General features: G+C 46.1%; 18 protein-coding genes and 1 other RNA gene. 15 read left to right on the forward strand and 4 right to left on the reverse strand.

Going from position 1 to position 21,583, the window contains the following annotated elements; translation table 11 throughout:
• The first annotated feature begins 26 nt into the window (after positions 1-26).
• Together VC178_RS09305 and ssb are read left to right on the forward strand one after the other, a co-directional pair.
• Entirely contained in the window at positions 27-1,211 is a 1,185-nt protein-coding gene (locus VC178_RS09305; RefSeq protein WP_323482330.1) for an MFS transporter, read from the forward strand.
• A gap of 80 nt (positions 1,212-1,291) precedes the next feature.
• Positions 1,292-1,747: a single-stranded DNA-binding protein gene (gene ssb / locus VC178_RS09310; protein WP_215295892.1), complete on the forward strand. Its 456-nt coding sequence runs from the start codon at positions 1,292-1,294 to the stop codon at positions 1,745-1,747.
• 78 nt (positions 1,748-1,825) lie between these two features.
• Here ssb and queF read toward each other — a convergent pair whose 3' ends face one another.
• From queF to ilvA, 3 genes are read right to left on the reverse strand one after another with little or no spacing between them, the layout of a single operon-like run.
• Complete coding sequence (queF, locus tag VC178_RS09315; RefSeq protein ID WP_323482331.1) at positions 1,826-2,653, reverse strand: NADPH-dependent 7-cyano-7-deazaguanine reductase QueF; 828 nt, start codon at positions 2,651-2,653, stop codon at positions 1,826-1,828.
• 9 nt (positions 2,654-2,662) lie between these two features.
• Positions 2,663-3,571 carry a 5'-nucleotidase gene (locus VC178_RS09320; protein WP_323482332.1) on the reverse strand — a complete coding sequence of 303 codons (909 nt, stop codon included), beginning with the start codon at positions 3,569-3,571 and terminating at the stop codon, positions 2,663-2,665.
• Between the two features lie 14 nt (positions 3,572-3,585).
• A complete protein-coding gene (ilvA, locus tag VC178_RS09325) occupies positions 3,586-5,106 on the reverse strand; it encodes a threonine ammonia-lyase, biosynthetic (protein WP_323482333.1) in 1,521 nt (506 codons plus the stop codon).
• 134 nt (positions 5,107-5,240) lie between these two features.
• On the opposite strand from ilvA, the gene VC178_RS09330 reads away from it, so the two are divergent.
• From VC178_RS09330 to rnpB, 13 genes are all read left to right on the forward strand, one after another.
• Positions 5,241-9,080, forward strand: coding sequence for an FAD/FMN-binding oxidoreductase (locus VC178_RS09330; RefSeq protein WP_323482334.1), 3,840 nt, complete (start codon positions 5,241-5,243; stop codon positions 9,078-9,080).
• Positions 9,080-9,478: a DUF971 domain-containing protein gene (locus VC178_RS09335; RefSeq protein ID WP_323482335.1), complete on the forward strand. Its 399-nt coding sequence runs from the start codon at positions 9,080-9,082 to the stop codon at positions 9,476-9,478. Before VC178_RS09330 ends, VC178_RS09335 begins: the two co-directional genes overlap by 1 nt.
• Positions 9,478-10,221, forward strand: coding sequence for a bifunctional demethylmenaquinone methyltransferase/2-methoxy-6-polyprenyl-1,4-benzoquinol methylase UbiE (ubiE, locus tag VC178_RS09340; RefSeq protein WP_323482336.1), 744 nt, complete (start codon positions 9,478-9,480; stop codon positions 10,219-10,221). The genes VC178_RS09335 and ubiE overlap by 1 nt, the downstream gene beginning before the upstream one ends.
• 67 nt (positions 10,222-10,288) lie before the next feature.
• The gene (locus tag VC178_RS09345) at positions 10,289-11,194 is read left to right on the forward strand and encodes a Tim44-like domain-containing protein (RefSeq protein WP_323482337.1); all 906 of its coding nucleotides are present in this window, start codon (positions 10,289-10,291) and stop codon (positions 11,192-11,194) included.
• Positions 11,195-11,247: 53 nt separating this feature from the next.
• Positions 11,248-11,868, forward strand: a complete 621-nt coding sequence (locus VC178_RS09350; RefSeq protein ID WP_323482338.1) for a hypothetical protein — start codon at positions 11,248-11,250, stop codon at positions 11,866-11,868.
• Between the two features lie 3 nt (positions 11,869-11,871).
• Positions 11,872-13,458, forward strand: a complete 1,587-nt coding sequence (ubiB, locus tag VC178_RS09355) for a ubiquinone biosynthesis regulatory protein kinase UbiB (RefSeq protein WP_323482339.1) — start codon at positions 11,872-11,874, stop codon at positions 13,456-13,458.
• Positions 13,459-13,510: 52 nt separating this feature from the next.
• Positions 13,511-14,164 carry a DUF502 domain-containing protein gene (locus VC178_RS09360; RefSeq protein ID WP_323482340.1) on the forward strand — a complete coding sequence of 218 codons (654 nt, stop codon included), beginning with the start codon at positions 13,511-13,513 and terminating at the stop codon, positions 14,162-14,164.
• Between the two features lie 15 nt (positions 14,165-14,179).
• Complete coding sequence (gene aspS / locus VC178_RS09365; protein WP_323482341.1) at positions 14,180-15,979, forward strand: aspartate--tRNA ligase; 1,800 nt, start codon at positions 14,180-14,182, stop codon at positions 15,977-15,979.
• Between the two features lie 27 nt (positions 15,980-16,006).
• Positions 16,007-16,450: a dihydroneopterin triphosphate diphosphatase gene (nudB, locus tag VC178_RS09370; protein ID WP_216178101.1), complete on the forward strand. Its 444-nt coding sequence runs from the start codon at positions 16,007-16,009 to the stop codon at positions 16,448-16,450.
• Positions 16,451-16,474: 24 nt separating this feature from the next.
• A complete protein-coding gene (locus VC178_RS09375) occupies positions 16,475-18,298 on the forward strand; it encodes an ABC transporter ATP-binding protein/permease (protein WP_323482342.1) in 1,824 nt (607 codons plus the stop codon).
• Between the two features lie 9 nt (positions 18,299-18,307).
• Complete coding sequence (locus VC178_RS09380) at positions 18,308-19,648, forward strand: glycerate kinase (RefSeq protein WP_323482343.1); 1,341 nt, start codon at positions 18,308-18,310, stop codon at positions 19,646-19,648.
• A 2-nt stretch (positions 19,649-19,650) separates the two neighbouring features.
• Positions 19,651-20,709, forward strand: coding sequence for a dihydroorotase (gene pyrC, locus VC178_RS09385; RefSeq protein ID WP_323482391.1), 1,059 nt, complete (start codon positions 19,651-19,653; stop codon positions 20,707-20,709).
• A gap of 64 nt (positions 20,710-20,773) precedes the next feature.
• Positions 20,774-21,080, forward strand: an RNA gene (rnpB, locus tag VC178_RS09390) — RNase P RNA component class A.
• Here rnpB and VC178_RS09395 read toward each other — a convergent pair.
• Positions 21,081-21,503: an OsmC family protein gene (locus VC178_RS09395; RefSeq protein ID WP_323482344.1), complete on the reverse strand. Its 423-nt coding sequence runs from the start codon at positions 21,501-21,503 to the stop codon at positions 21,081-21,083.
• Positions 21,504-21,583 lie beyond the last annotated feature (80 nt).

A 21,583-nucleotide genomic window follows, 5' to 3' on the forward strand; every position in this document is an offset into this window, starting at 1 on the left:
GTAACTTGTTAATATAGCTCTTTCCCATGAATTCTTCTGAACTTCGCTCCACTCTGGCCTTAGCGGGCATCTTCGGCTTACGTATGCTGGGCCTGTTTTTGCTGTTGCCCGTTTTTAGCATCCACGCCAAAGACTTGCCGGGAGGTGATCAAGCCTTCTTGATAGGGCTGGCACTCGGAATTTTCAATATTGTTCAGGCCTGCTTCCATATTCCCTTAGGCAGACTTTCTGATCGAATCGGCCGAAAAGCGGTCGTTTTATGGGGGTTGTCCTTGTTTGTTGCCGGGGCTTTAATTTGCGCAACCAAAGATGATTTGTTATGGATTTCTATCGGTAGAGGGGTGATGGGCGCCGGTGCAATTTCTGCAGCGGTTTCTGCTTGGGTTGCCGATCTGACTCGAGAGCAGGTGCGCAGTCAAGCGATGGCTTTAGTCGGCGCCAGTATTTCTCTCTCTTTTGCAGTTTCGCTAGTGGTGGCTGCTCCGCTTTATCGCATGATTAGCTTAAGCGGGATGTTTTTTGTATTGGCAATACTAGGTATCTTGGCGATGTTAGTGGCCTATTTTGTATTGCCAAATAACAGACCTGAAGTTCATGCGCAACAAGATTCACTCAAAGTCGTATTTCTTCGCCCAGAGCTCATGCGACTAAATGTAGGTGTATTTGTATTGAATGCTACCCAAGTAGCTATGTTTTTAGTGGTGCCACGTTTATTAGAGCAAGCAGGATTTCCGCTCACTGCCCACTGGCAAATTTATCTCTCAGTGGTTTTACTCTCGTTTGTATTTATGGTTCCACTTTTAGTCTACGGTGAAAAAAAACAGCGCATACGACTTGTTCTGTTAATTGCCATCATTTTGCTGGTTATTGCTGAAATCATTTTCACTCAAGCTGCATCTGTGACTCTCATTACGGTGGCATTGCTGATCTATTTTGTAGGCTTCAATCTTTTGGAAGCATTACAACCATCATTGGTCACTCGTTATGCAAAAGAATCAAAGGGCACTGCTTTGGGGGTTTACAACACCACACAATCTATTGGCCTCTTTTCTGGTGCATTGTTAGGGGGTTATTTAATGGATAGCCTTGGCAATGTATCGGTCTTTGCAGTCGGGGCGGCTATGCTAGTTGGCTGGCTTATAATTGCCTGGTCGATGGGTGAAATGCCAGCGAGAGCAACAGAATCAAAGGGTTTAGCCACAAAGACATAGCCGTAGCTTCATCAATTTAATTAAAGCGAGCAGTTCATTTTCAGCAGTAATAACAGTGGTATTTTTCTTCGGGAGACAACATGGCTTCGGTAAATAAGGTCATCATCGTAGGTAATGTAGGACGTGATCCAGAAACGCGTTATATGCCAAGTGGCGACGCCGTTACAAACATTTCAGTAGCAACATCTGATCGCTACAAAGATAAACAAACTGGTGAGATGAAAGAAACCACAGAATGGCATCGCGTTGCATTCTTTGGCAAGCTTGCAGAAATCGCTGGCCAGTACCTCAAAAAAGGTTCGCAGGTTTATGTTGAGGGCCGTTTGCGAACACGCAAATGGACTGATGCCAGTGGACAAGAAAAGTATTCTACCGAGATCGTTGCAGAAACTATGCAAATGCTTGGTGGTAAGCCAGTAGGCGGAAGTGGTGATGGTGGTGAAAGCTATGCTCGCTCAAAGCCGGCTGAGCAGTCTGCCCCCGCATCGTCTAATGCCGCATCCCTCGGTGCAATGGACGATGATATTCCGTTTTAGGCAACATTAAATAATGCGGTAGATATCGTAGTATTAAAAAACCCCTTCTAGAATTTTCTACAAGGGGTTTTTATTTGCCTACTGTCTTGCGTGTCGAATATTTTCGGGCCAAGGCGAATTATGATCAGTGCGGAATGGGTTGATGTCTAGGCCCCCGCGTCGGGTGTAGCGGGCGTAGACAGAAAGTTTTTCTGGTTTGCACTGTCGTTTGATGTCAGTAAAGATTGTTTCTACGCAATGCTCATGAAACTCACCCAATTGCCTAAAGCCAATCAGGTAGCGCAGTAAGCCTTCTTCAAGAATGGGGCGTCCTTGATAACGAATTTGGACGCTAGCCCAATCCGGTTGACCGGTAACAGGGCAGTTTGATTTGAGTAAGTGCGATACCAAGCACTGTTCAATTGGACCAAACGATTCATTAACACCTAATAGGCTTGGATCTGCAGGCAAGCTTGGATCAATCTTGATATCTAGTCGATCCATCAAGATGCCACCCATCTCTTGTATTCCTTTTTTGGAAATGATTTCAGTGGGGTTGATGCGAGTAGTGATCTTGCTGCCAGCCACTACTGATAAATCCGCAGTGAGTTTTTCTTTGACTTCATTCTCATCTTCAAAGCGGGCGCTATTGAGACTATTGAGATAGAGCTTGAAAGATTTAGACTCAATCATGTTGGGAGAGTCTGCGGGAATCTGAAACTCAGCCAGGGCAATTTGTGGTTTTCCTTTTTGATTGAGCCAGCTCAGTTCAAATGCGTTCCATATGTCAACACCCACAAATGGCAAAACTTGACCCTCTTTAAGTCCAATCTTCTTGCGGTTCTCAGCCCTGGGAATGGGAAAGAGCAAACTCGAATCATATTGATCTGGGTATTGCGTTGATTGTCCAAGTGGAAGCGTTGCCATTAATTACTTTTAGCTTTTAGGTTTATTCGATACACCTGATACGACATGTCCTGTTGGGGCTACTGATGCAGCTGATTGGCAATGGCCCGTTTGATCATCAAAGAAAAAGTCCGGTTCAAATTCTCGTAAGAACTCACTCTTTGATAGGCCACCCAAAAACATAGCTTCATCGACATCAATACCCCATGCCATCAGTGTTCGAATAGCACGTTCATGTGCTGGGGCAGAGCGTGCAGTGACTAGCGCGGTACGAATACGCATACCGTTTTCGCTAGTGGAGCGCTGCAGCCTGTGCAATGCTTCCAATAAAGGTTTGAAGGGTCCCGGAGGTAATGGAATGTCAACCTTCTTGCTCTCATGATCAACAAAAGCCTCAAGCCCTTTTTTCTGAAATACTTGCTCGGCTTCATCGGAGAACAGGACTGCATCTCCGTCAAACGCAATCCTAATTTCATTGGGGTGAGACTCAGCAGTTTTACTAGACTCTGGGTAGACCCGCGCAGCTGGAAAACCTGCATCAATCGTCGCCCTTACATCATCTTCGTTGGCCGATAAGAAGAGGTTGGCGTGTAATGAGCGAAGGTAATGGTAGGGAGGGCGACCTCTGGTAAATACGCCACGTTCAAGATGTAGACCATGGTGCTCGGCGGAACGGAAGACGCGCAGACCACTGACAGGATCATTGCGGGAAAGCATCACTACCTCAACCCGTTGCTCACCTTCTTCATTAAAAGCGAGAAGTTTTTTAACTAATGGAAATGCCACCCCTTTTTGAGCGGCCTCACTCAGGCGCTCAAGTTGTAATTTCATATAAGCGCTGTCATCGGTTGATTCGAAGATGCGATTTTCTTCTTCAAAATCAAATAGGGCGCGCGATGAGATCGCAACGACAAGTTTTCCGGTGAGCGTGTATGACATTTAAGAATTACATCTCATTTCAGGAACAGCTGATATGCAGGGTTATTACTTTCATCCCAGTGAGGGTAACCTAATGTTGCCAAGAAGTTTTGGAATTTCTTCTGTTCATTTTTGGGTACCTGGATGCCTACCAAAATGCGGCCGTAATCAGCACCATGATTACGATAGTGGAAGAGACTAATGTTCCAGTTAGGTGCCATGCTCGTTAGGAACTTCATCAAAGCACCCGGGCGCTCTGGAAATTCAAAACGGTAGAGCAATTCATCTTTGGCAAGTACAGAGTGACCACCCACCATATGACGTAAGTGCGATTTTGCTAACTCATCATGGGTGAGGTCAATCGTTGCAAACTTCGCTTTACGGAAATGTTTTGCAATGGCTTCGCTATCCCCCGCTTTTTGTGTGCTGATGCCTACAAAAATATGTGCTTCGCTTTGATCACCAATCCGATAGTTAAACTCAGTCACATTGCGTTTACCGAGTAATTCACAGAAACGTTTGAAAGAGCCACGCTCTTCAGGAATCGTTACGGCAAATACTGCTTCGCGGAACTCACCAACGTCTGCACGCTCTGCTACAAAGCGGAGACGGCTAAAGTTCATATTGGCTCCGCAAGCAACGGCTACCAGGGTTTTCTTCTTGAGACGTTTTTTATCAACATACTTCTTCATGCCTGCAATGGCTAAGGCGCCAGCAGGCTCAAGGATGCTTCGGGTATCGGTAAAGACATCATTAATGGCTGCACAGATTTCATCGGTATCGACAGTAATGATTTCATCAACCACTTTTTTACAGATGCGGAAAGTTTCTTTGCCGACCAATTTGACAGCAGTGCCATCAGAGAATAAGCCAACATCTTTCATCTCAATCCGTTTATTTGCTTTGAGCGATTGATTCATGGCATCAGAATCTGAGGCTTGTACGCCGATGACTTTAGTCTTTGGGCTTACTGCCTTAATATATTCGCCAATACCGGAAATGAGGCCGCCACCACCAATGGCGACAAATACTGCATCGATAGGTTTTTCATATTGAGTAAAAATTTCGTGGGCAATGGTGCCTTGTCCAGCGATTACATCTGGGTCATCAAATGGATGAACAAAGGTCAAGCCTCGTTTTTTGCCTAATAGTTCCGCATGTTGAAATGCGTCGCTGTAAGACTCACCCTGGAGAATGATCTCGACCCAAGAACCACCTCTCGCTTTAACGGCATCAATTTTGACGCTGGGAGTCGTCACCGGCATCACGATGACAGCCTTACATTTCATTTTGGCAGCCGATAAGGCTACGCCTTGAGCATGATTGCCTGCAGAAGCTGCAATCACACCGCGTTTTAAAGATTCTGGGGGCAAATGGGCCATTTTGTTATAGGCGCCACGGATTTTGAAGGAAAAAACCGGCTGGTTATCCTCTCTTTTGAGAAGGACCTGGTTGCCCAAACGCTTAGTCAGTTCGGGGGCGAGCTGAAGTTCAGTTTCTCTGGCTACGTCATAGACGCGAGCCGATAAAATTTTCTTTAAATAGTTCGTTGCCATCCAATGAGCGTACCACGGATGGCTCCTAAGCCCTTAGATTTGCAAGGGTTTATCGATTTAGGGAGCAACTTTATCCGTTTGCTGACACTATCAGGTTCGCTCAACTAAAATGCTTATTTATCAAATATGTCGCTATGAACGCACCATTGGCTTTAAACCAGTTGTTGGATGCTGAGGCGGGTTCCCCCCGTCTTCGCGAAATTCCCTACAACTACACCTCCTTTTCTGATCGAGAAATTGTGATTCGCCTCTTAGGTGAGGAGTCGTGGCGGGTTCTCAATGAGTTGCGCGGCGTCCGCCGTACTGGCCGCTCTGCCCGCATGTTGTTTGAAATCCTGGGTGATATTTGGGTGGTTCAACGCAACCCATTTTTGCAGGATGATTTATTAGATAGCCCGATTCGTCGCAAACAACTAATCGATGCTCTGTGGCATCGTTTAGGTGAAGTTAAAAAGCGCAATAGTGGCGAGTCTGCAGAACAAGTTGAAATTTTATTAAGTGCTGCTTATCGCGCCATTGAAAATTTTGAAAACGGATTTAAGGAAGTTGAACAAATTCGTAAACGCGCACGTAAGGAATTAGGCCGCCATACCGCTAGTGACAATATTTGTTTTGATGGCGTATCGCGCGCAGCGCATGTTACTGATGCAACGGACTGGCGTGTTGAGTTTCCACTGGTAGTACTTAAGCCTGATTACGAGTCGGAGATTCCTGGTTTGGTGAAAGCCTGCGTAGCATTGGGCCTCACAATTATTCCTCGTGGAGGTGGTACTGGCTATACCGGTGGTGCGATTCCCTTGTATGCCATGTCTGCAGTGATTAATACTGAGAAATTACAAGATATCGGCGGCGTGAAATCTAAGCCTCTGCCTGGTGTAGCTCATGAGGTCTCAACCATCTTTACTGGTGCTGGTGTTGTCACTCGCCGTGTAGCTGATGCTGCAGAGCAAGCTGGCTTAGTGTTTGCAGTTGATCCTACTTCTGCTGATGCGAGTTGCATTGGCGGCAACATTGCCATGAATGCCGGCGGTAAAAAAGCAGTTCTTTGGGGCACTGCTCTAGATAACCTTGCTAGCTGGCGTATGGTGGATCCAGAGGGAAATTGGCTCGATGTTGAGCGCCTTGAGCACAACCTCGGCAAGATTCATGATGTTGCAACCGTGCGCTTTCAGTTAACTTGGTCTGATGGTAATAGCGAGCCTGGTCAGCGAATTCTAAAAACAGAATTGCTCGAAGTAGAAGGCAAGCGTTTTCGCAAAGAGGGTTTAGGTAAAGACGTTACTGATAAATTTTTATCAGGCTTGCCTGGCGTACAAAAAGAAGGTTGCGATGGTTTGATTACTAGCGCAACTTGGATATTGCATCGCATGCCAAAATTTATGCGTACTGTTTGCTTAGAGTTTTTTGGGCAAGCGCGCGAAGCCATTCCAAGTATTGTCGAAATCAAGGCTTACTTGGATGGTTTAAGTAAGCAAGGCGGTCCCATTCTGGCTGGCCTGGAGCATTTGGATGATCGATATTTAAGGGCAGTTGGTTACTCCACAAAATCTAAACGCAATAGTCTGCCAAAGATGGTCTTAATTGGCGATATTGCTGGCGATGATGAAGGAGCAGTCGCAGCAGCTACTAGTGAAGTAGTGCGCATGGCAAACCTGCGGGTTGGCGAGGGCTTTGTTGCAGTGAGCGCAGAAGCTCGCAAGAAGTTCTGGCTCGACCGTGCTCGGACAGCCGCCATTGCTCGTCATACCAATGCATTTAAGATCAATGAAGATGTGGTAATTCCTTTGCCGCGGATGGGTGAGTACACCGATGGGATTGATCGCATCAATATTGAACTATCCCTTAAAAACAAGTTACAAGTTCTCGACGGCCTGGAGTCGTTCTTGAAAAAGAGCGCTTTGCCATTAGGCAAGAGTGATGCGGAATATGAAATCCCTACAGCAGAGATTTTAGGTGATAGGGTTCAGCAGGCTCTTGAATTAATTGCGAGGGTGCGCACTCGTTGGGCTGATTGGCTGACGCAGATGGATACCCATTTCCCACAACTGCAAAACTACAGCTTGCGCGCATCATGGAAAGAGGAAGTTCGTTCTGAATTACGCATTATTTTTGGCGGTCTTGCATTCGAGCCGATATTGGCTGAGCTTGAGGCTATTCATAAAAATATTCTGCGTAAGCGCGTATTCGTAGCATTGCATATGCATGCTGGTGACGGTAATGTACACACCAATATTCCGGTGAACTCTGATGACTACGAGATGCTGCAAGATGCCCATCGTGCAGTCGATCGTATTATGAAGTTAGCCCGCTCCTTAGATGGCGTGATTTCTGGTGAGCATGGTATTGGTATTACGAAGTTGGAGTACCTGACAGAAGCAGAATTAAAAGACTTCCGTAGCTATAAGAATCGTGTAGACCCTGAAGGCAGATTTAACAAGGGCAAGCTGATGCCGCATGCCGACCTGAGCATGGCTTACACGCCAAGCTTTGGCTTGATGGGGCATGAGTCCATCATCATGCAGCAAAGTGATATCGGCGCTATCGCTGATAGCGTGAAAGATTGCTTACGCTGTGGTAAGTGCAAGCCAGTTTGCGCGACCCACGTACCACGCGCAAATCTTTTATATAGCCCCCGCGACAAAATTTTGGCGACATCATTATTGATTGAAGCCTTCTTATATGAAGAGCAAACTCGTCGCGGTGTTTCAATTCGGCATTGGGAAATGTTTGATGATGTCGCAGCGCATTGCACTGTCTGTCATAAGTGCTTAACGCCTTGCCCAGTCAAGATCGACTTTGGTGATGTGACGATGAATATGCGCAACCTCATGCGTAAAATGGGTCAGCAGCGTTTTAATCCAGGTACAGCAGCATCGATGTTTTTTTTGAATACCACCAGTCCAGAGACTATTCATTTAGTTCGTACGGCTATGATTGGTTGGGGCTATAAGTTACAGCGCTTAGGCAATGATCTTCTGCGTAAGTTTGCTAAAAAGCAAACTGCACATCCTCCTGCAACTGTTGGGAAACCGACCATCACTGAACAGGTTATTTTCTTTGTAAATAAGAAGATGCCTGGTAATTTGCCGAAAAAGACTGCGCGTGCTTTATTGGATATTGAAGATGCAAACTACGTGCCCATTATTCGGGATCCTAAAACAACCTCTGCCGATACTGAGGCGGTCTTTTATTTCCCGGGCTGCGGATCCGAGCGTCTGTTTTCGCAAGTGGGTTTAGCAACTCAAGCAATGCTTTGGAATGTTGGTGTACAGACAGTGTTGCCACCAGGCTATTTATGCTGCGGCTACCCACAGCGCGGTAATGGTGATTTTGACAAAGCGGATAAGATGATTACGGACAACCGCGTCTTATTTCATCGGGTGGCTAATACCTTGAACTACTTAGATATCAAGACGGTAGTCGTATCTTGCGGCACTTGTTACGACCAATTAGCGGGCTATCAGTTTGAGCAAATCTTCCCTGGTTGCCGGATTATTGATATCCACGAATTTTTAGCCGAGAAGGGTGTCAAGCTCACTGGAGTAACAGGCGTGAAATACATGTATCACGATCCTTGCCACTCTCCCATGAAGTTACAGGACCCCTTGAAGACAGTGAATGAGCTCATTCAATTAGAAGATGGTATAGCGATTGCGAAAAATGATCGTTGCTGTGGTGAGTCTGGAACCTTAGCGGTTACTCGCCCTGATATTTCTACTCAAGTCCGTTTTCGCAAACAAATTGAAATGGAAAAAGCGGCCAATGATTTGCGTCAGGGCGATTTCACTGGCGACGTTAAAGTATTAACCAGCTGCCCATCTTGCTTGCAAGGCTTAACCCGCTTTGATGCAGATAGTGATACTACTGCTGATTACATCGTAGTTGAGATGGCGCATAAATTACTCGGTGAAAATTGGATGCAAGACTACGTCACCAAAGCTAACCAAGGCGGTATTGAAAGGGTGTTGGTTTAATGATTCCAGTGAATGTTGTGGTGCACCAGCAGTCCAAGGTTCTTGAGCTCTCCTATGAGGACGGCTCTTCATATCGACTGCCTTTTGAACTATTGAGAGTGCTTTCTCCATCGGCAGAAGTTCAGGGTCACGGCCCCGGTCAAGAGACTTTGCAAACGGGTAAGCGTGAGGTGTTGATTGCCAGTCTGGAGCCTGTCGGCCATTACGCACTGAAACCCACTTTTTCTGATGGACATGATTCAGGCTTATATTCTTGGGATTACTTGCATTTCTTGTGCGAAAACCAAGAGCAAGTATGGAAAGAGCATTTGGATAAATTGGCTGCTGCAGGTCTTGATCGTGATGCGCCGATGGTGCAGGCAGGACGCTCACATGGCCACTCTTGTGGAAGTCACTAATGAGTAAAACTCACTTTGGCTATCAAAGCGTTGACGAAGCCGAGAAGGCTGGTAAGGTTGCTGAGGTATTCCATTCGGTAGCTAGCAAATACGATGTGATGAATGACTTAATGTCTCTCGGTCTACATCGCGTTTGGAAAAAGATCACGATTGCAAGTGCAAATGTACGTCTTGGTCAAAAAGTGCTGGATATTGCTGGCGGTACTGGCGACCTAGCTAGCGCATTTGCCAAGGCGACGGATTGGGGTCGTAATCCTGATGCTCAAGTTTGGTTGAGTGATATCAATGCTTCAATGTTAGGCGTCGGTCGAGATCGCTTATTAGACCAGGGCATGGCCTTGCCTTGTGTGCAATTTGATGCGGAGAAAATTCCGTTCCCTAATAACCATTTTGATGTGGTAACCGTTGCTTTTGGTTTGCGCAATATGACTCATAAAGAGCTTGCACTTGGCGAAATGTGTCGCGTGATTAAGCCTGGGGGCCGCGTACTCGTCTTGGAGTTTTCCAAGCCAGATGCCTTCCTGCAGCCCGTATATGACCTGTATTCATTCAAAGTACTGCCTTGGTTGGGTGAAAAAATAGCACAAGATTCAGAAAGCTATCGCTATTTGGCAGAATCTATTCGCATGCACCCTGACGCGGATACCCTCAAAGAGATGATGCTGGGGGTTGGTTTTGACGAAGTGCAAACCCATAGAATGACTGGGGGTATCGTTGCCTTACATATTGGTATTAAATACTGATAGTTGTATAGTTTTTAAGCTCTTAAAAACTCAAGTATTGAAGAAGTTATTACAAGGGGTAAAAGCAATGAACAAACATTTTTTTAAAGCAGTTTTATTAAGCTTTACTTTGATATTCGCAACAGTGGGTCACGTTGATGCGGCGCGTCTTGGCGGCGGCAAAAGTATCGGTAAAGCTCCCAGTGCTCCAATTCAAAAGCAAGCTCAACCTGCACAAAAGCAAGCTCAGCAAGCTCAACCTGCAGCTCCAGCACCACAAGCGCCAGCGCCTAGTCGTTTTGGTGGCATGGGTGGCCTCTTAGGTGGGTTAGCTGCTGGTTTAGGTATTGGCTATCTCTTATCGCATTTTGGTCTGGGTGAGGCAGCCTCTTCCCTGATTACCGGTTTGTTGATCGCGATGCTGGCTGGTTTTGTCATCATGTTTGTGATTCGCAGGTTCTTGCCTGCCATGTCAGGCGCAGGGCAGAATGCAAATGCAACTACCCCTGGTATGCAGCGAGCGAGCCTTAATCAAAATCCGAGACAAGACCCGGCTTTTGCTCCTGTAGCAAATGATTTTGCTGGCGTTTCACAGGAGCCTGAGCTATTTCATTCCACGCTGCCACCAGGCTTTGATCAGCAAGCCTTCTTAGAGAATGCAAAACAGTATTTTGTGACCTTACAAAAAGCCTGGGATCAAGGGGACCTTGCTGCATTGCGTGAATTCGCTACCCCTGAAATGTTTGCAACTATTCAGCAGGACTTAGCGGGTCGGACTGATAGCGCCAACCAAACTGATGTTGTGACGATTAATGCGCGGTTGTTGGGAATCGAAACCGCAGATGCGCATTACTTCTGCAGCGTTCAGTTCAGCGGCATGATCCGTGAGCAACAGGGAGCGCCAGCCAGTGATTTCTCAGAAATCTGGAATTTAAGCAAGCCAGTAGAGGGTCCTGGAGGCTGGGTACTAGCGGGTATCTCCCAGTTAGTTTAAGCTTTAGGTAATTTCCGTCGGAAAACCCGCACTTGTGCGGGTTTTTTACACTTATGAACACAATATCCTCTTCAACCCATACGATTGCTGCCGGAGCTGCTTGCCGAGGAATTAACCACGTCTTGGGGCGAGAGCCATGGGCGTGCGCTGAGCTAGCAAAGCATGCAGAGAAGACGGTGCTTATTCAACTTCCTTTTGGGCGCTTGTGCTTTGAGATTAATCCTGTTGGACACTTAGAGGTCTTAAGAGAGTTGGAAAGCCCTACACTTGCCTTAGAGGTGTCTGCAAAAGCGATGAGTGATTTGGTGGCTAGCCCTGGCAATTTAAAAGAACAAGCTTTCAAAGCTGTCAAAATTACTGGTGATGCAGATTTGGCTCAATTGATTGGACGTTTAGCGGGCCAGTTGCGCTGGGAATATGAGGAAGATCTGGCGCGTATAGTTAGTGATGCGCCTGCAAATTTTGCTGTCAGACAAGGCAAGAAATTTGTTTCTGATACGCGTTCTGCCGCCAGTGACTTATTAGACAATGTGATTGAGTATGTCAGTGAAGAGCGAAAGATCCTTTTAAATAAACGCGATTTTATGGTTCGCAAATCCGAGTTAAATGACTTACGCGAGTCAGTAGATCGTTTAGAAAAACGTATTCAACTCATAGAGCAAAAGGCTAAATAAATCGTGCGTCGAATTGCTCGTCTCTGTTTTATCTTTTTTACTGCTTGGCGTTATGGTTTATTGCCTTTATTGCGCGATGTTCTTAAATCAGGAGTTGGCCGTAGCTTTTTGACAGTCGTTTGTTGGACTTCTCCTGGCACTAAATTACCAAGAGGAGAGCGCATTCGCTTAACCCTTGAAGCGCTTGGTCCGATTTTTGTAAAGTTTGGACAAGTGCTTTCCACGCGTCGTGACTTGTTACCAGAAGATATTGCCAATGAGTTGGCAAAGTTACAAGATCAAGTACCGCCGTTTTCTAATGCAGAGTCTCGTCGTTTAATTGAAGAGGCTATTGGTCAGCCTATCGAAGAGGTATTCATGAGCTTTGATGCAACCCCGGTAGCAAGTGCCTCGGTTGCACAAGTGCATTTTGGAGTGTTGCGCGCCACCGACAAACATCCTGAATGGGCCCATAAAACGGTAGCGATCAAAGTATTGCGCCCTGGTATCTTGCCAGTAATTGAAGGTGATCTGGCCTTGATGTATGACTTAGCAAAAGTCATTGAAAAGAGTTCTGAGGATGGTCGTCGCTTGAAACCGACTGAGAACGTTGCAGAGTTTGACACTTACTTGCATGATGAATTAGATCTGATGCGCGAGGCAGGAAACGCAAGTCAATTACGTCGCTATTTTGCAGATTCTAAGAAGTTGATGATTCCAGAGATGTATTGGGATCTATGTCACACCAATGTCATTGTGATGCAAAAAATGGATGGCATTTCAATTGGACGCACCGCAGACTTGCGTGCAGCTGGCGTAGATTTTAAGAAGTTGGCAGCTGATGGCGTAGAGATATTTTTCACACAAGTATTTGAGTACGGATTTTTCCACGCAGATATGCATCCTGGAAACATCATGATTAGTTTGGAGCCAGAAACTTTTGGCCGATTTATTTCTTTAGACTTTGGAATCGTTGGCGCTCTCAGCGAATCGGATAAGAATTATTTAGCGCTGAACTTTTTGGCGTTCTTTAATCGTGACTATCGCCGCGTTGCTGAACTTCATATTGAATCTGGTTGGGTTCCGGCGAATACGCGCGTTGAAGAATTAGAGGGGGCTGTGCGTTCTGTTTGTGAGCCTTACTTTGATCGTCCACTCAAAGAGATTTCTCTTGGAATTGTGTTGATGCGTTTGTTCCAGACCTCACGTCGCTTTAAGATCGAAATACAGCCTCAATTGACCCTGTTGCAAAAAACACTCTTAAATGTAGAAGGGTTGGCGCGTGAGCTAGACCCAGATTTGGATCTTTGGAAAACCGCTAAGCCAATTTTGGAAAAATGGGTTGATAAGCAGCTCGGTTGGCGCGGTTTGCTGGACGGGCTGAAGGAAGAGGCGCCTACTTGGGCCAAAATTCTGCCTACTTTGCCGCGTTTAATTGCTGATAGTTTGGCTCAAAGCCGTCATCAAACAAAAGACCAAAATGGCGAATTAGAGGTCTTAAAAGCCCTTTTGCTTGAAGAAAGACGTACTCACCGCCTGATAGCTGGGGCTTTGCTCTTTGCTGGAGGATTTTTGGCTGGAATTTTGATCATCAGCCTAGGCATTTATTAGCCTCTCGCCGATTGGCTCCTTAACCGCTAAAATAGCGGGTTAGGCAAAACACATGAAAAAATACTTTATCGCGGGCATTCTGGTTTGGGCACCATTGTCAATCACCGTTTGGGTGATTGCCGGGGGCTTGGGTTTACTCGACGGTGTTTTTGGCTCGGTAATGCACGCCATCATTATGGTTCTTCCCCATGATGCTGCAATAGATGTCCAACACTTCCGCGACCTCCCAGGCGTTGGAATTGTGATTGTAATTGCAGTGATTATGTTCACCGGACTACTGGCAATTAGTTTTGCTGGCCAGTGGTGGTTAAAGATTTGGGATAGGTTTGTCAATCGCATTCCGATTGTTCGCTCTATCTACTCGAGCGTTCAACAAGTTTCTTCCACTTTATTTTCTGGAAATGGTCAGGCCTTTAGTAAGGCTCTGTTGATTCGTTATCCTCATGCGGACTCTTGGGTGATTGCATTTCAAACCGGCACGCCTGCAAAAGAAGTGACTGCTAAGCTCGGCGAAGACTACGTCAATGTATTTTTGCCCACCACGCCAAATCCTACCTCCGGATTTTTTATGATCGTACCTCGTGCGCAAACGATTGAGTTGGAGATGAGTGTAGAAGAGGCATTGAAACATATTGTTTCCATGGGCTCGGTTCCACCAAATAATTCTAGTGCTCTGACTTCACATGAGTCACCACACCATTTTTGATTTTAGGAAATTGTTATGTCAATGCGTAGCCATACTTGCGGCCAAGTAACCGATTCACTGATTGGTCAAGAGGTCACACTCTCAGGCTGGGTTAACCGCCGTCGTGACCACGGAGGCGTCATCTTTATTGACTTGCGTGATCGCGAAGGTTTTGTGCAGGTAGTTTGTGATCCAGATCGTCCAGAGATGTTTGCCCTTGCTGAGCATGTGCGCAATGAGTTCTGTATTCAGATTAAAGGTTTAGTTCGCGCACGCCCTGCTGGCACAGAGAATACAGATTTGGTTAGCGGTAAAGTAGAAATTCTCTGTCACAACCTGGTTATTGTGAATGCTTCTATTACTCCGCCGTTCCAGATTGATGATGAGAATTTATCTGAGACCACTCGTTTGACTCATCGTGTATTGGATTTGCGTCGTCCGCAAATGCAAAAGAATCTACGCTTGCGTTATAACGTTGCAATGGAGTGCCGCCGCTATTTAGACGAAGCGGGCTTTATTGATATTGAAACACCGATGCTCACCAAGAGTACGCCTGAAGGTGCGCGCGACTATTTGGTTCCATCCCGTGTGCATGATGGTCAGTTCTTCGCTTTGCCACAGTCTCCCCAGTTGTTTAAGCAGCTATTGATGGTGGCTGGTTTTGATCGTTACTATCAAATTACCAAGTGTTTCCGTGACGAAGATTTACGTGCAGATCGTCAACCAGAATTTACCCAAATCGACTGTGAAACGGCTTTCTTGAGCGAGATTGAGATTCGCGATCTCTTTGAAAACATGATTCGTCATATTTTTAAGAAAACTATGAATGTGGAATTGCCTAATCCATTTCCAACCATGCCTTACTCAGAGGGTATGGCGCGTTTTGGTTCCGATAAGCCAGATTTGCGTGTCAACTTTGAATTCACTGAATTGACAGATGTGATGAAAGACGTTGATTTCAAGGTCTTCTCAGGCGCAGCAAATCAAGAAGGTGGCCGAGTAGTGGGCTTATGTGTACCAGGTGGCGCCGAGATCAGTCGTAGTGAAATTGATGACTACACCCAGTTTGTCAGTATCTATGGCGCCAAAGGTTTGGCATGGATCAAAGTGAACTCTATCGCTGAAGGCCGCAATGGTTTGCAATCACCGATTGTGAAAAACTTGCATGATGCTGCGATCGAAGGCATCTTGAAACGGACTGGTGCTAAAGACGGCGACATCATTTTCTTTGGTGCTGATAAAGAAAAAGTGGTGAATGATGCCATCGGCAACCTGCGCTTGCGTATTGGTCACTCTGCTTGGGGTAAAGAGCATGGCCTCTTTACCGAAGCATGGAAACCGTTGTGGGTAGTAGATTTCCCGATGTTTGATTACGACGAAGGCGAAGCGCGTTGGGTTGCTTGCCATCATCCATTCACCAGTCCGAAGGATGAGCACATGAAATACCTCGAATCTGATCCAGGCAAGTGCTTGGCTAAGGCTTATGACATGGTTCTGAATGGCAGTGAAATCGGCGGCGGTTCTGTTCGTATTCACCAAGAGGCGGTACAAAGTCAGGTATTTCGCGCATTGAAGATTGGTGCTGAAGAAGCTCAAGCAAAGTTTGGCTTCTTATTAGATGCACTTCAATACGGTGCGCCCCCACATGGCGGTATTGCCTTCGGCTTAGATCGTATTGTGACCATGATGACTGGTGCTGAGTCCATTCGTGATGTCATTGCTTTTCCTAAAACACAACGTGCACAATGCTTATTAACCCAAGCGCCTAGCCCAGTAGATGAGCGTCAGTTGCGTGAGTTGCATATCCGTTTGCGCCAAGCAGCACCGGCTGCTTAAAACAATTCAAGCCGTATCGGCGCTATCTTGAAAATCCCTATCTCGGTTTTAGTCGTTATCTACAAATCGAATAGGGATGTTTTATTGATAGAGCGTGCTGATCGTGCAGGCTTTTGGCAATCCGTTACTGGTAGCTTGGATAGGTCAGATGAAGATTTAGCTCAAGCGGCTACCCGTGAGGTTTTCGAAGAAACGGGGATTGCCGTTGACCAGCTGCCAGCAGATGCGCTGCGCAATTTGCATCACCAGATCGAATATGAGATCTATCCAGAGTGGCGCTTTCGATATGCGCCTGGCGTCACCAGAAATACTGAACATTGGTTTGCGCTGCAGGTTCCAGAAAATACTTCCATTCACCTTTCCCCAAGAGAGCATGTTGCTTATGATTGGTTGCCATTTGCAGAGGCAGCTCAGAAATGTTTTTCTCCTAGCAATGGTGAAGCGATTCTGAAATTGTTTTCAGCGAACTGAACTAGAAGCGAATAAGATAGAGCGATGAGACATTCATCGGGACACCATCACGGTAGCGCAGATTCCAAGCCCTCACAGGGAAGTGACTGGAAGGTTATTCGCGATTTAATTCCCTATCTACTGGAATATAAATTTAGAGTTGCGATTGCTCTGGCTTGCTTAGTGGCTGCTAAGGTTACCAATCTAGGTATCCCTATTTTGCTGAAGCGTTTAATTGATGATTTAAACCTCAGGGCAGACTCTCCACAAGTCTTACTTGTAGTTCCAGTAGGGCTCATTCTGGCTTACGGGCTCCTCCGAATGGCTGCATCCTTGTTTGCTGAGTTGCGTGAGTTTCTCTTCGCTAGGGTGACCCAAAATGCTGTCCGCAAAGTGGCTCTCCAGGTCTTTGAGCATTTACATGCTTTGGCGCTGAGCTTTCATCTGGCTCGTCAAACTGGAGGTGTCAGTCGAGATATTGAACGTGGTACTCGCGGTATTCAGTCGCTGATTTCTTATTCGCTCTATAGCATCCTACCAACGCTTGTTGAGTTCATTTTGGTGTTGGGCTATTTGGCGTACTCATATGATATTTGGTTTGCAGCAATTACCTTATGCGCCTTGGTTTTCTATATCGTATTTACTGTAGTAGTCACGGAGTGGCGTACCCATTTTCGCAAGACTATGAATGACATGGATTCAAAGGCGAATCAGAAAGCCATTGATTCTTTATTAAATTTTGAGACGGTAAAGTATTTTGGTAATGAGGCTTTTGAAGCTAGTCGTTACGACAAAAATTTAGTGCGCTACCAGGCCGCTGCTATTAAGTCGCAAAAATCTTTAGCAGTTCTCAACTTTGGACAGCAAACAATCATTGCCATTGGCTTAGTCTTAATTTTGTGGCGCGCTACACTCGGCGTAGTAGACGGCACCATGACTCTTGGCGACCTTGTATTAGTAAACACTTTAATGATCCAGTTGTATATTCCACTCAATTTCTTGGGTGTGATTTATCGCGAGATCAAACAGTCTCTAACGGACATGGAGCGAATGTTTTCATTACTCAATACCGATAAAGAGATTGCTGATTCACCGAATGCACATCCATTGCGAATCGATCATCGTGGTCACGGGCCAGATGTCCGTTTTGAGAATGTATCTTTTCACTACGATGCTAAGCGTGAAATTTTGCGTGATGTCAGCTTCAACATCCCCGCCGGTACTATTACTGCGGTTGTGGGTCAAAGTGGTGCAGGCAAGAGTACCTTAGCTAGATTGCTCTTTCGATTCTATGATGTGCAGTCTGGAAAAATCTTGATTGATGGTCAAAACCTTCAAGATGTGACACAGGCAAGTTTGCGTAAAGCCATTGGCATCGTTCCCCAAGATACGGTTTTGTTCAATGACACCATTGGTTACAACATTGCCTATGGTGATCCTTCAGCAACAATTGATGAAGTTCATGAGGCTGCAAGGGCAGCGCAAATCGATGGCTTTATTAAACGTTTGCCTGAGGGTTATGAGACCCAAGTAGGCGAACGGGGCCTGAAGTTATCGGGTGGCGAAAAGCAGCGTGTGGCAATTGCTAGAACTTTACTTAAAAAACCCGCAATGTTGATTTTTGATGAGGCTACTTCAGCCTTGGACTCTAAAACGGAGAGGGCTTTTCAGGAAGAATTACTCAGTTTGGCCAAAAATCGTACAACTCTAATCATTGCACATCGACTTTCAACCATTATTCATGCCGATCAAATCTTGGTGATGGATCATGGTCAGATTGTGGAGCGTGGCACTCATCCTGAGTTACTGGCTGCTAATGGGAGGTATGCCGAGATGTGGCAAATGCAAGAACGAGCGGCACTTGATTAGAATAGCTTGATGACGCAGCAAATGAATCCATCAGTTACTACAGAGGCTATTCTCAAGAATGCCTTTGCTGCTGCCGTATCGGTAGCGGATCCGCAGGTGATTGTCCCGCAATACTTAGCAAAGATATTTCCATTTGGGCAGGAGCCACAAGGTAAATGCTTGGTAGTTGGTGCCGGCAAAGCAAGTGCATCTATGGCAAGTGCCCTAGAGTCTTATGCAAAAGTAAACTGGCCCCAGACAAAGATAAATGGTGTGGTTCTGACGCGCTATGGCCACAGCTCTCCAACAGCTCACATTAAGATTGTGGAGGCTGGTCATCCGGTACCTGATCAAGCTGGTATGGATGGCGCAAAGGAAGTGTTGGCTTTGGCTAATGAACTTCAAGCTGGGGATGTCTTAATTGCTCTGGTGTCAGGCGGCGGCTCTAGTCTTCTAACCTTGCCGGTCGAGGGCATTTCGATTGAAGATATGCGCAAGACTACTGAGGCACTCCTGCGCAGTGGTGCACCGATTGAAGAGATGAATATAGTGCGCAAACATTTATCAGCAATTCTGGGTGGCAACTTAGCAAGGGTTGCGATTGCGCGCGGTGCTCGTGTTGAAGCTTTATTAATTTCAGATGTGACTGGGGATTCTCCAGCAGATATTGCGAGCGGTCCTTGTGCTGCTGACTATTCAACTTATTTAGATGCTCTGAATATCTTAGAAAAATATCACTTAGGTACTGACGCAGTACCTACAATTGTTTTGAATCATCTCAAGCAAGGTTTAGCCGGAGAGAAGCCAGAAACCTTAAAAGACATTGACTTGGTAGATGCGCAAGTAGCCAATCATGTGATTGCTACCGCATATAAAAGTTTAGAAGCAGCAGCTGATTATGTACGTACCCAAGGATATGAACCTGTTGTTCTGGGTGACACCATTACCGGTGAAGCTCAAGAGGTTGGAGTGAGTCAAGCAAATTTGGCTCGTGAGTATTTAGCCAAAGGTGACAAGCCCTTGGCTCTTATTTCTGGTGGTGAATGCACGGTGACGATTCCTGCAGGACTTAAGGGGCGCGGCGGCCGTTGCAGTGAATATCTCTTATCTCTTTTTGCTGCTAGTGCAGATTTATCCAAGATTGCTGCCTTAGCGGCAGACACCGACGGTATTGATGGCAGCGAGAAAAATGCCGGCGCATGGTTTAATGGTGAAGTTCGAAAACTAGCTCAACCTCAAGGGCTTGTGCCAGAAACATTCTTGGCGGCACATGATTGCTACGGTTTCTTTGCAGAATTAGGAGCTTTAGTGGAAACTGGCCCTACACTCACAAATGTGAATGATTTCCGCATTATCTTGCTCGATAAATAATGATGTCCAATAGTCCGATACAAATTGAATTAATTCAGCCAGACGATTGGCATTTACACATTCGTGATGGCGAAGTAATGAAGGATGTATTAGCTGACACTGCTCGTCAATTTGCACGCGCGATCATCATGCCAAACTTGAAGCCACCAGTCACTACCGTGGATTTGGCTAAGGCTTATCAAGCTCGCATTGAATCGAATTTGAAATCATTAGGTATTGGCAGTTTTACGCCGCTGATGACTTTATATCTAACTGATAACACTTCAGCGGATGAGGTGCGTAAAGCTAAGGCAGAAGGCATAGTTGGATTCAAGCTATATCCTGCAGGTGCTACGACAAATAGCGATGCGGGTGTTAGTGATATTAAGCGTTGCTATCAAGCTTTAGAGGCGATGCAAACTATCGGAATGCCTTTGCTGGTCCATGGTGAAGTTACTCATGCTGACGTTGATATCTTTGATCGCGAAGCTGTATTTATTGATCAAGTTCTCCAGCCATTGCGCAAAGATTTTCCTGAGCTCAAAATAGTGTTTGAGCACATTACGACAAAACAGGCGGCGCACTATGTGCGTGATGTCTCGACTGATGGAAAGAATACGATTGCTGCGACGATCACTCCACAGCATTTGCTTATGAACCGCAATGCGATCTTTGCTGGCGGTATTCGTCCACACAACTACTGTTTGCCAGTACTCAAGCGTGAAGAGCATCGCGTTGCCTTGCTAGAGGCTGCTACTAGCAGCAATCCTCGTTTCTTCTTGGGTACCGATAGCGCGCCACATGCGAAGGGCGCTAAAGAGGCTGCTTGCGGTTGTGCTGGTTGCTATAGCGCATTTAATGCTTTGGGTTTATATGCTGAGGTATTCGAGAGTGTTGGTAAATTGGATCAATTGGAAGGGTTTGCCAGTTTCTTTGGTCCTGATTTTTATTCTTTGCCACGCAATAGTAAAAAAATTACTCTTTTCAAACAGGCGCAAAGTATTCCTGCAGAATTGCCTTTAGGTGATGCGACGATTGTGCCGCTACGCGCAGGCGAAACAATCGCCTGGTCGCTGATTTAAATCTACATACGCTAGTACTTCGTTTTCAAGCCAATTTGCTCCGTCTGCGTTAGACTGCAGGCGCAGAGTCAATTAGGCAATCGCCGCCTCTTTATTGAGGGGGAGGAAAGTCCGGACTCCACAGGGTAGGGTGATGGCTAACGGCCATCCACGGTGACGTGAGGAATAGGGCCACAGAGACGAGCGTATTTAGTTACGGTGAAACGCGGTAACCTCCACCTGGAGCAATCCCAAGTATGCAGACGATGAGGCGTCCCGCTGAGTCTGCGGGTAGGGAGCTTGAGCCGTTAGGTAACTAACGGCCTAGAGGAATGATTGCCCCTAGGTGCGAATCTAGGCGACAGAATCCGGCTTATCGATTGACTCTGCACTTATTCCGTAATGACTTCGACGCTGTAAGTCAGCTCAGCAGTTTTAGCCAGCATGGTAGTGGCGGAGCAATACTTTTCATGAGAAAGCTTCACGGCGCGATCCACTTTGGTTTGCTCTAAATCTTTTCCCTTAACGATGAAGTGCAAATTAATCTTGGTAAAGACTTTGGGGTCCTCAGAGGCTCTTTCTGCCTGAAGGGTGACATCGCAGGCTGTAACTGCTTGGCGAGCCTTTTGTAGGATTAAAACCACATCGAATGCGGAACAGCCTCCAGCCCCAGCCAGAAGGAGCTCCATCGGCCTTGGAGCTAGGTTTCTGCCGCCTGCTTCAGGGGCGCCGTCCATATTGACGAGGTGCCCACTGCCAGTTTTAGCTGAAAAAGCCATACCACCATTACCCAACCAAGAGACTCGACATTCCATATTAGTGATCCCTAACTTAATAAATTAATCAATATTATCAATAGTTTACCAATTTCTATACATTAGTATTGCCCTAAATT

Source organism: Polynucleobacter sp. AP-Sanab-80-C2 (assembly GCF_035012965.1).
Lineage (GTDB): Bacteria > Pseudomonadota > Gammaproteobacteria > Burkholderiales > Burkholderiaceae > Polynucleobacter.

Coding starts and splice junctions, on each gene's coding strand:
- VC178_RS09305 (WP_323482330.1), top strand. CDS start 27: ATGAATTCTTCTGAACTTCGCTCCACTCTGGCCTTAGCGGGCATCTTC.
- VC178_RS09360 (WP_323482340.1), top strand. CDS start 13,511: ATGAAAAAATACTTTATCGCGGGCATTCTGGTTTGGGCACCATTGTCA.
- VC178_RS09375 (WP_323482342.1), top strand. CDS start 16,475: ATGAGACATTCATCGGGACACCATCACGGTAGCGCAGATTCCAAGCCC.
- VC178_RS09345 (WP_323482337.1), top strand. CDS start 10,289: ATGAACAAACATTTTTTTAAAGCAGTTTTATTAAGCTTTACTTTGATA.
- VC178_RS09395 (WP_323482344.1), bottom strand. CDS start 21,503: ATGGAATGTCGAGTCTCTTGGTTGGGTAATGGTGGTATGGCTTTTTCA.
- ilvA (WP_323482333.1), bottom strand. CDS start 5,106: ATGGCAACGAACTATTTAAAGAAAATTTTATCGGCTCGCGTCTATGAC.
- VC178_RS09380 (WP_323482343.1), top strand. CDS start 18,308: ATGACGCAGCAAATGAATCCATCAGTTACTACAGAGGCTATTCTCAAG.
- ssb (WP_215295892.1), top strand. CDS start 1,292: ATGGCTTCGGTAAATAAGGTCATCATCGTAGGTAATGTAGGACGTGAT.
- aspS (WP_323482341.1), top strand. CDS start 14,180: ATGTCAATGCGTAGCCATACTTGCGGCCAAGTAACCGATTCACTGATT.
- pyrC (WP_323482391.1), top strand. CDS start 19,651: ATGTCCAATAGTCCGATACAAATTGAATTAATTCAGCCAGACGATTGG.
- VC178_RS09335 (WP_323482335.1), top strand. CDS start 9,080: ATGATTCCAGTGAATGTTGTGGTGCACCAGCAGTCCAAGGTTCTTGAG.
- queF (WP_323482331.1), bottom strand. CDS start 2,653: ATGGCAACGCTTCCACTTGGACAATCAACGCAATACCCAGATCAATAT.
- ubiE (WP_323482336.1), top strand. CDS start 9,478: ATGAGTAAAACTCACTTTGGCTATCAAAGCGTTGACGAAGCCGAGAAG.
- VC178_RS09320 (WP_323482332.1), bottom strand. CDS start 3,571: ATGTCATACACGCTCACCGGAAAACTTGTCGTTGCGATCTCATCGCGC.
- VC178_RS09350 (WP_323482338.1), top strand. CDS start 11,248: ATGAACACAATATCCTCTTCAACCCATACGATTGCTGCCGGAGCTGCT.
- VC178_RS09330 (WP_323482334.1), top strand. CDS start 5,241: ATGAACGCACCATTGGCTTTAAACCAGTTGTTGGATGCTGAGGCGGGT.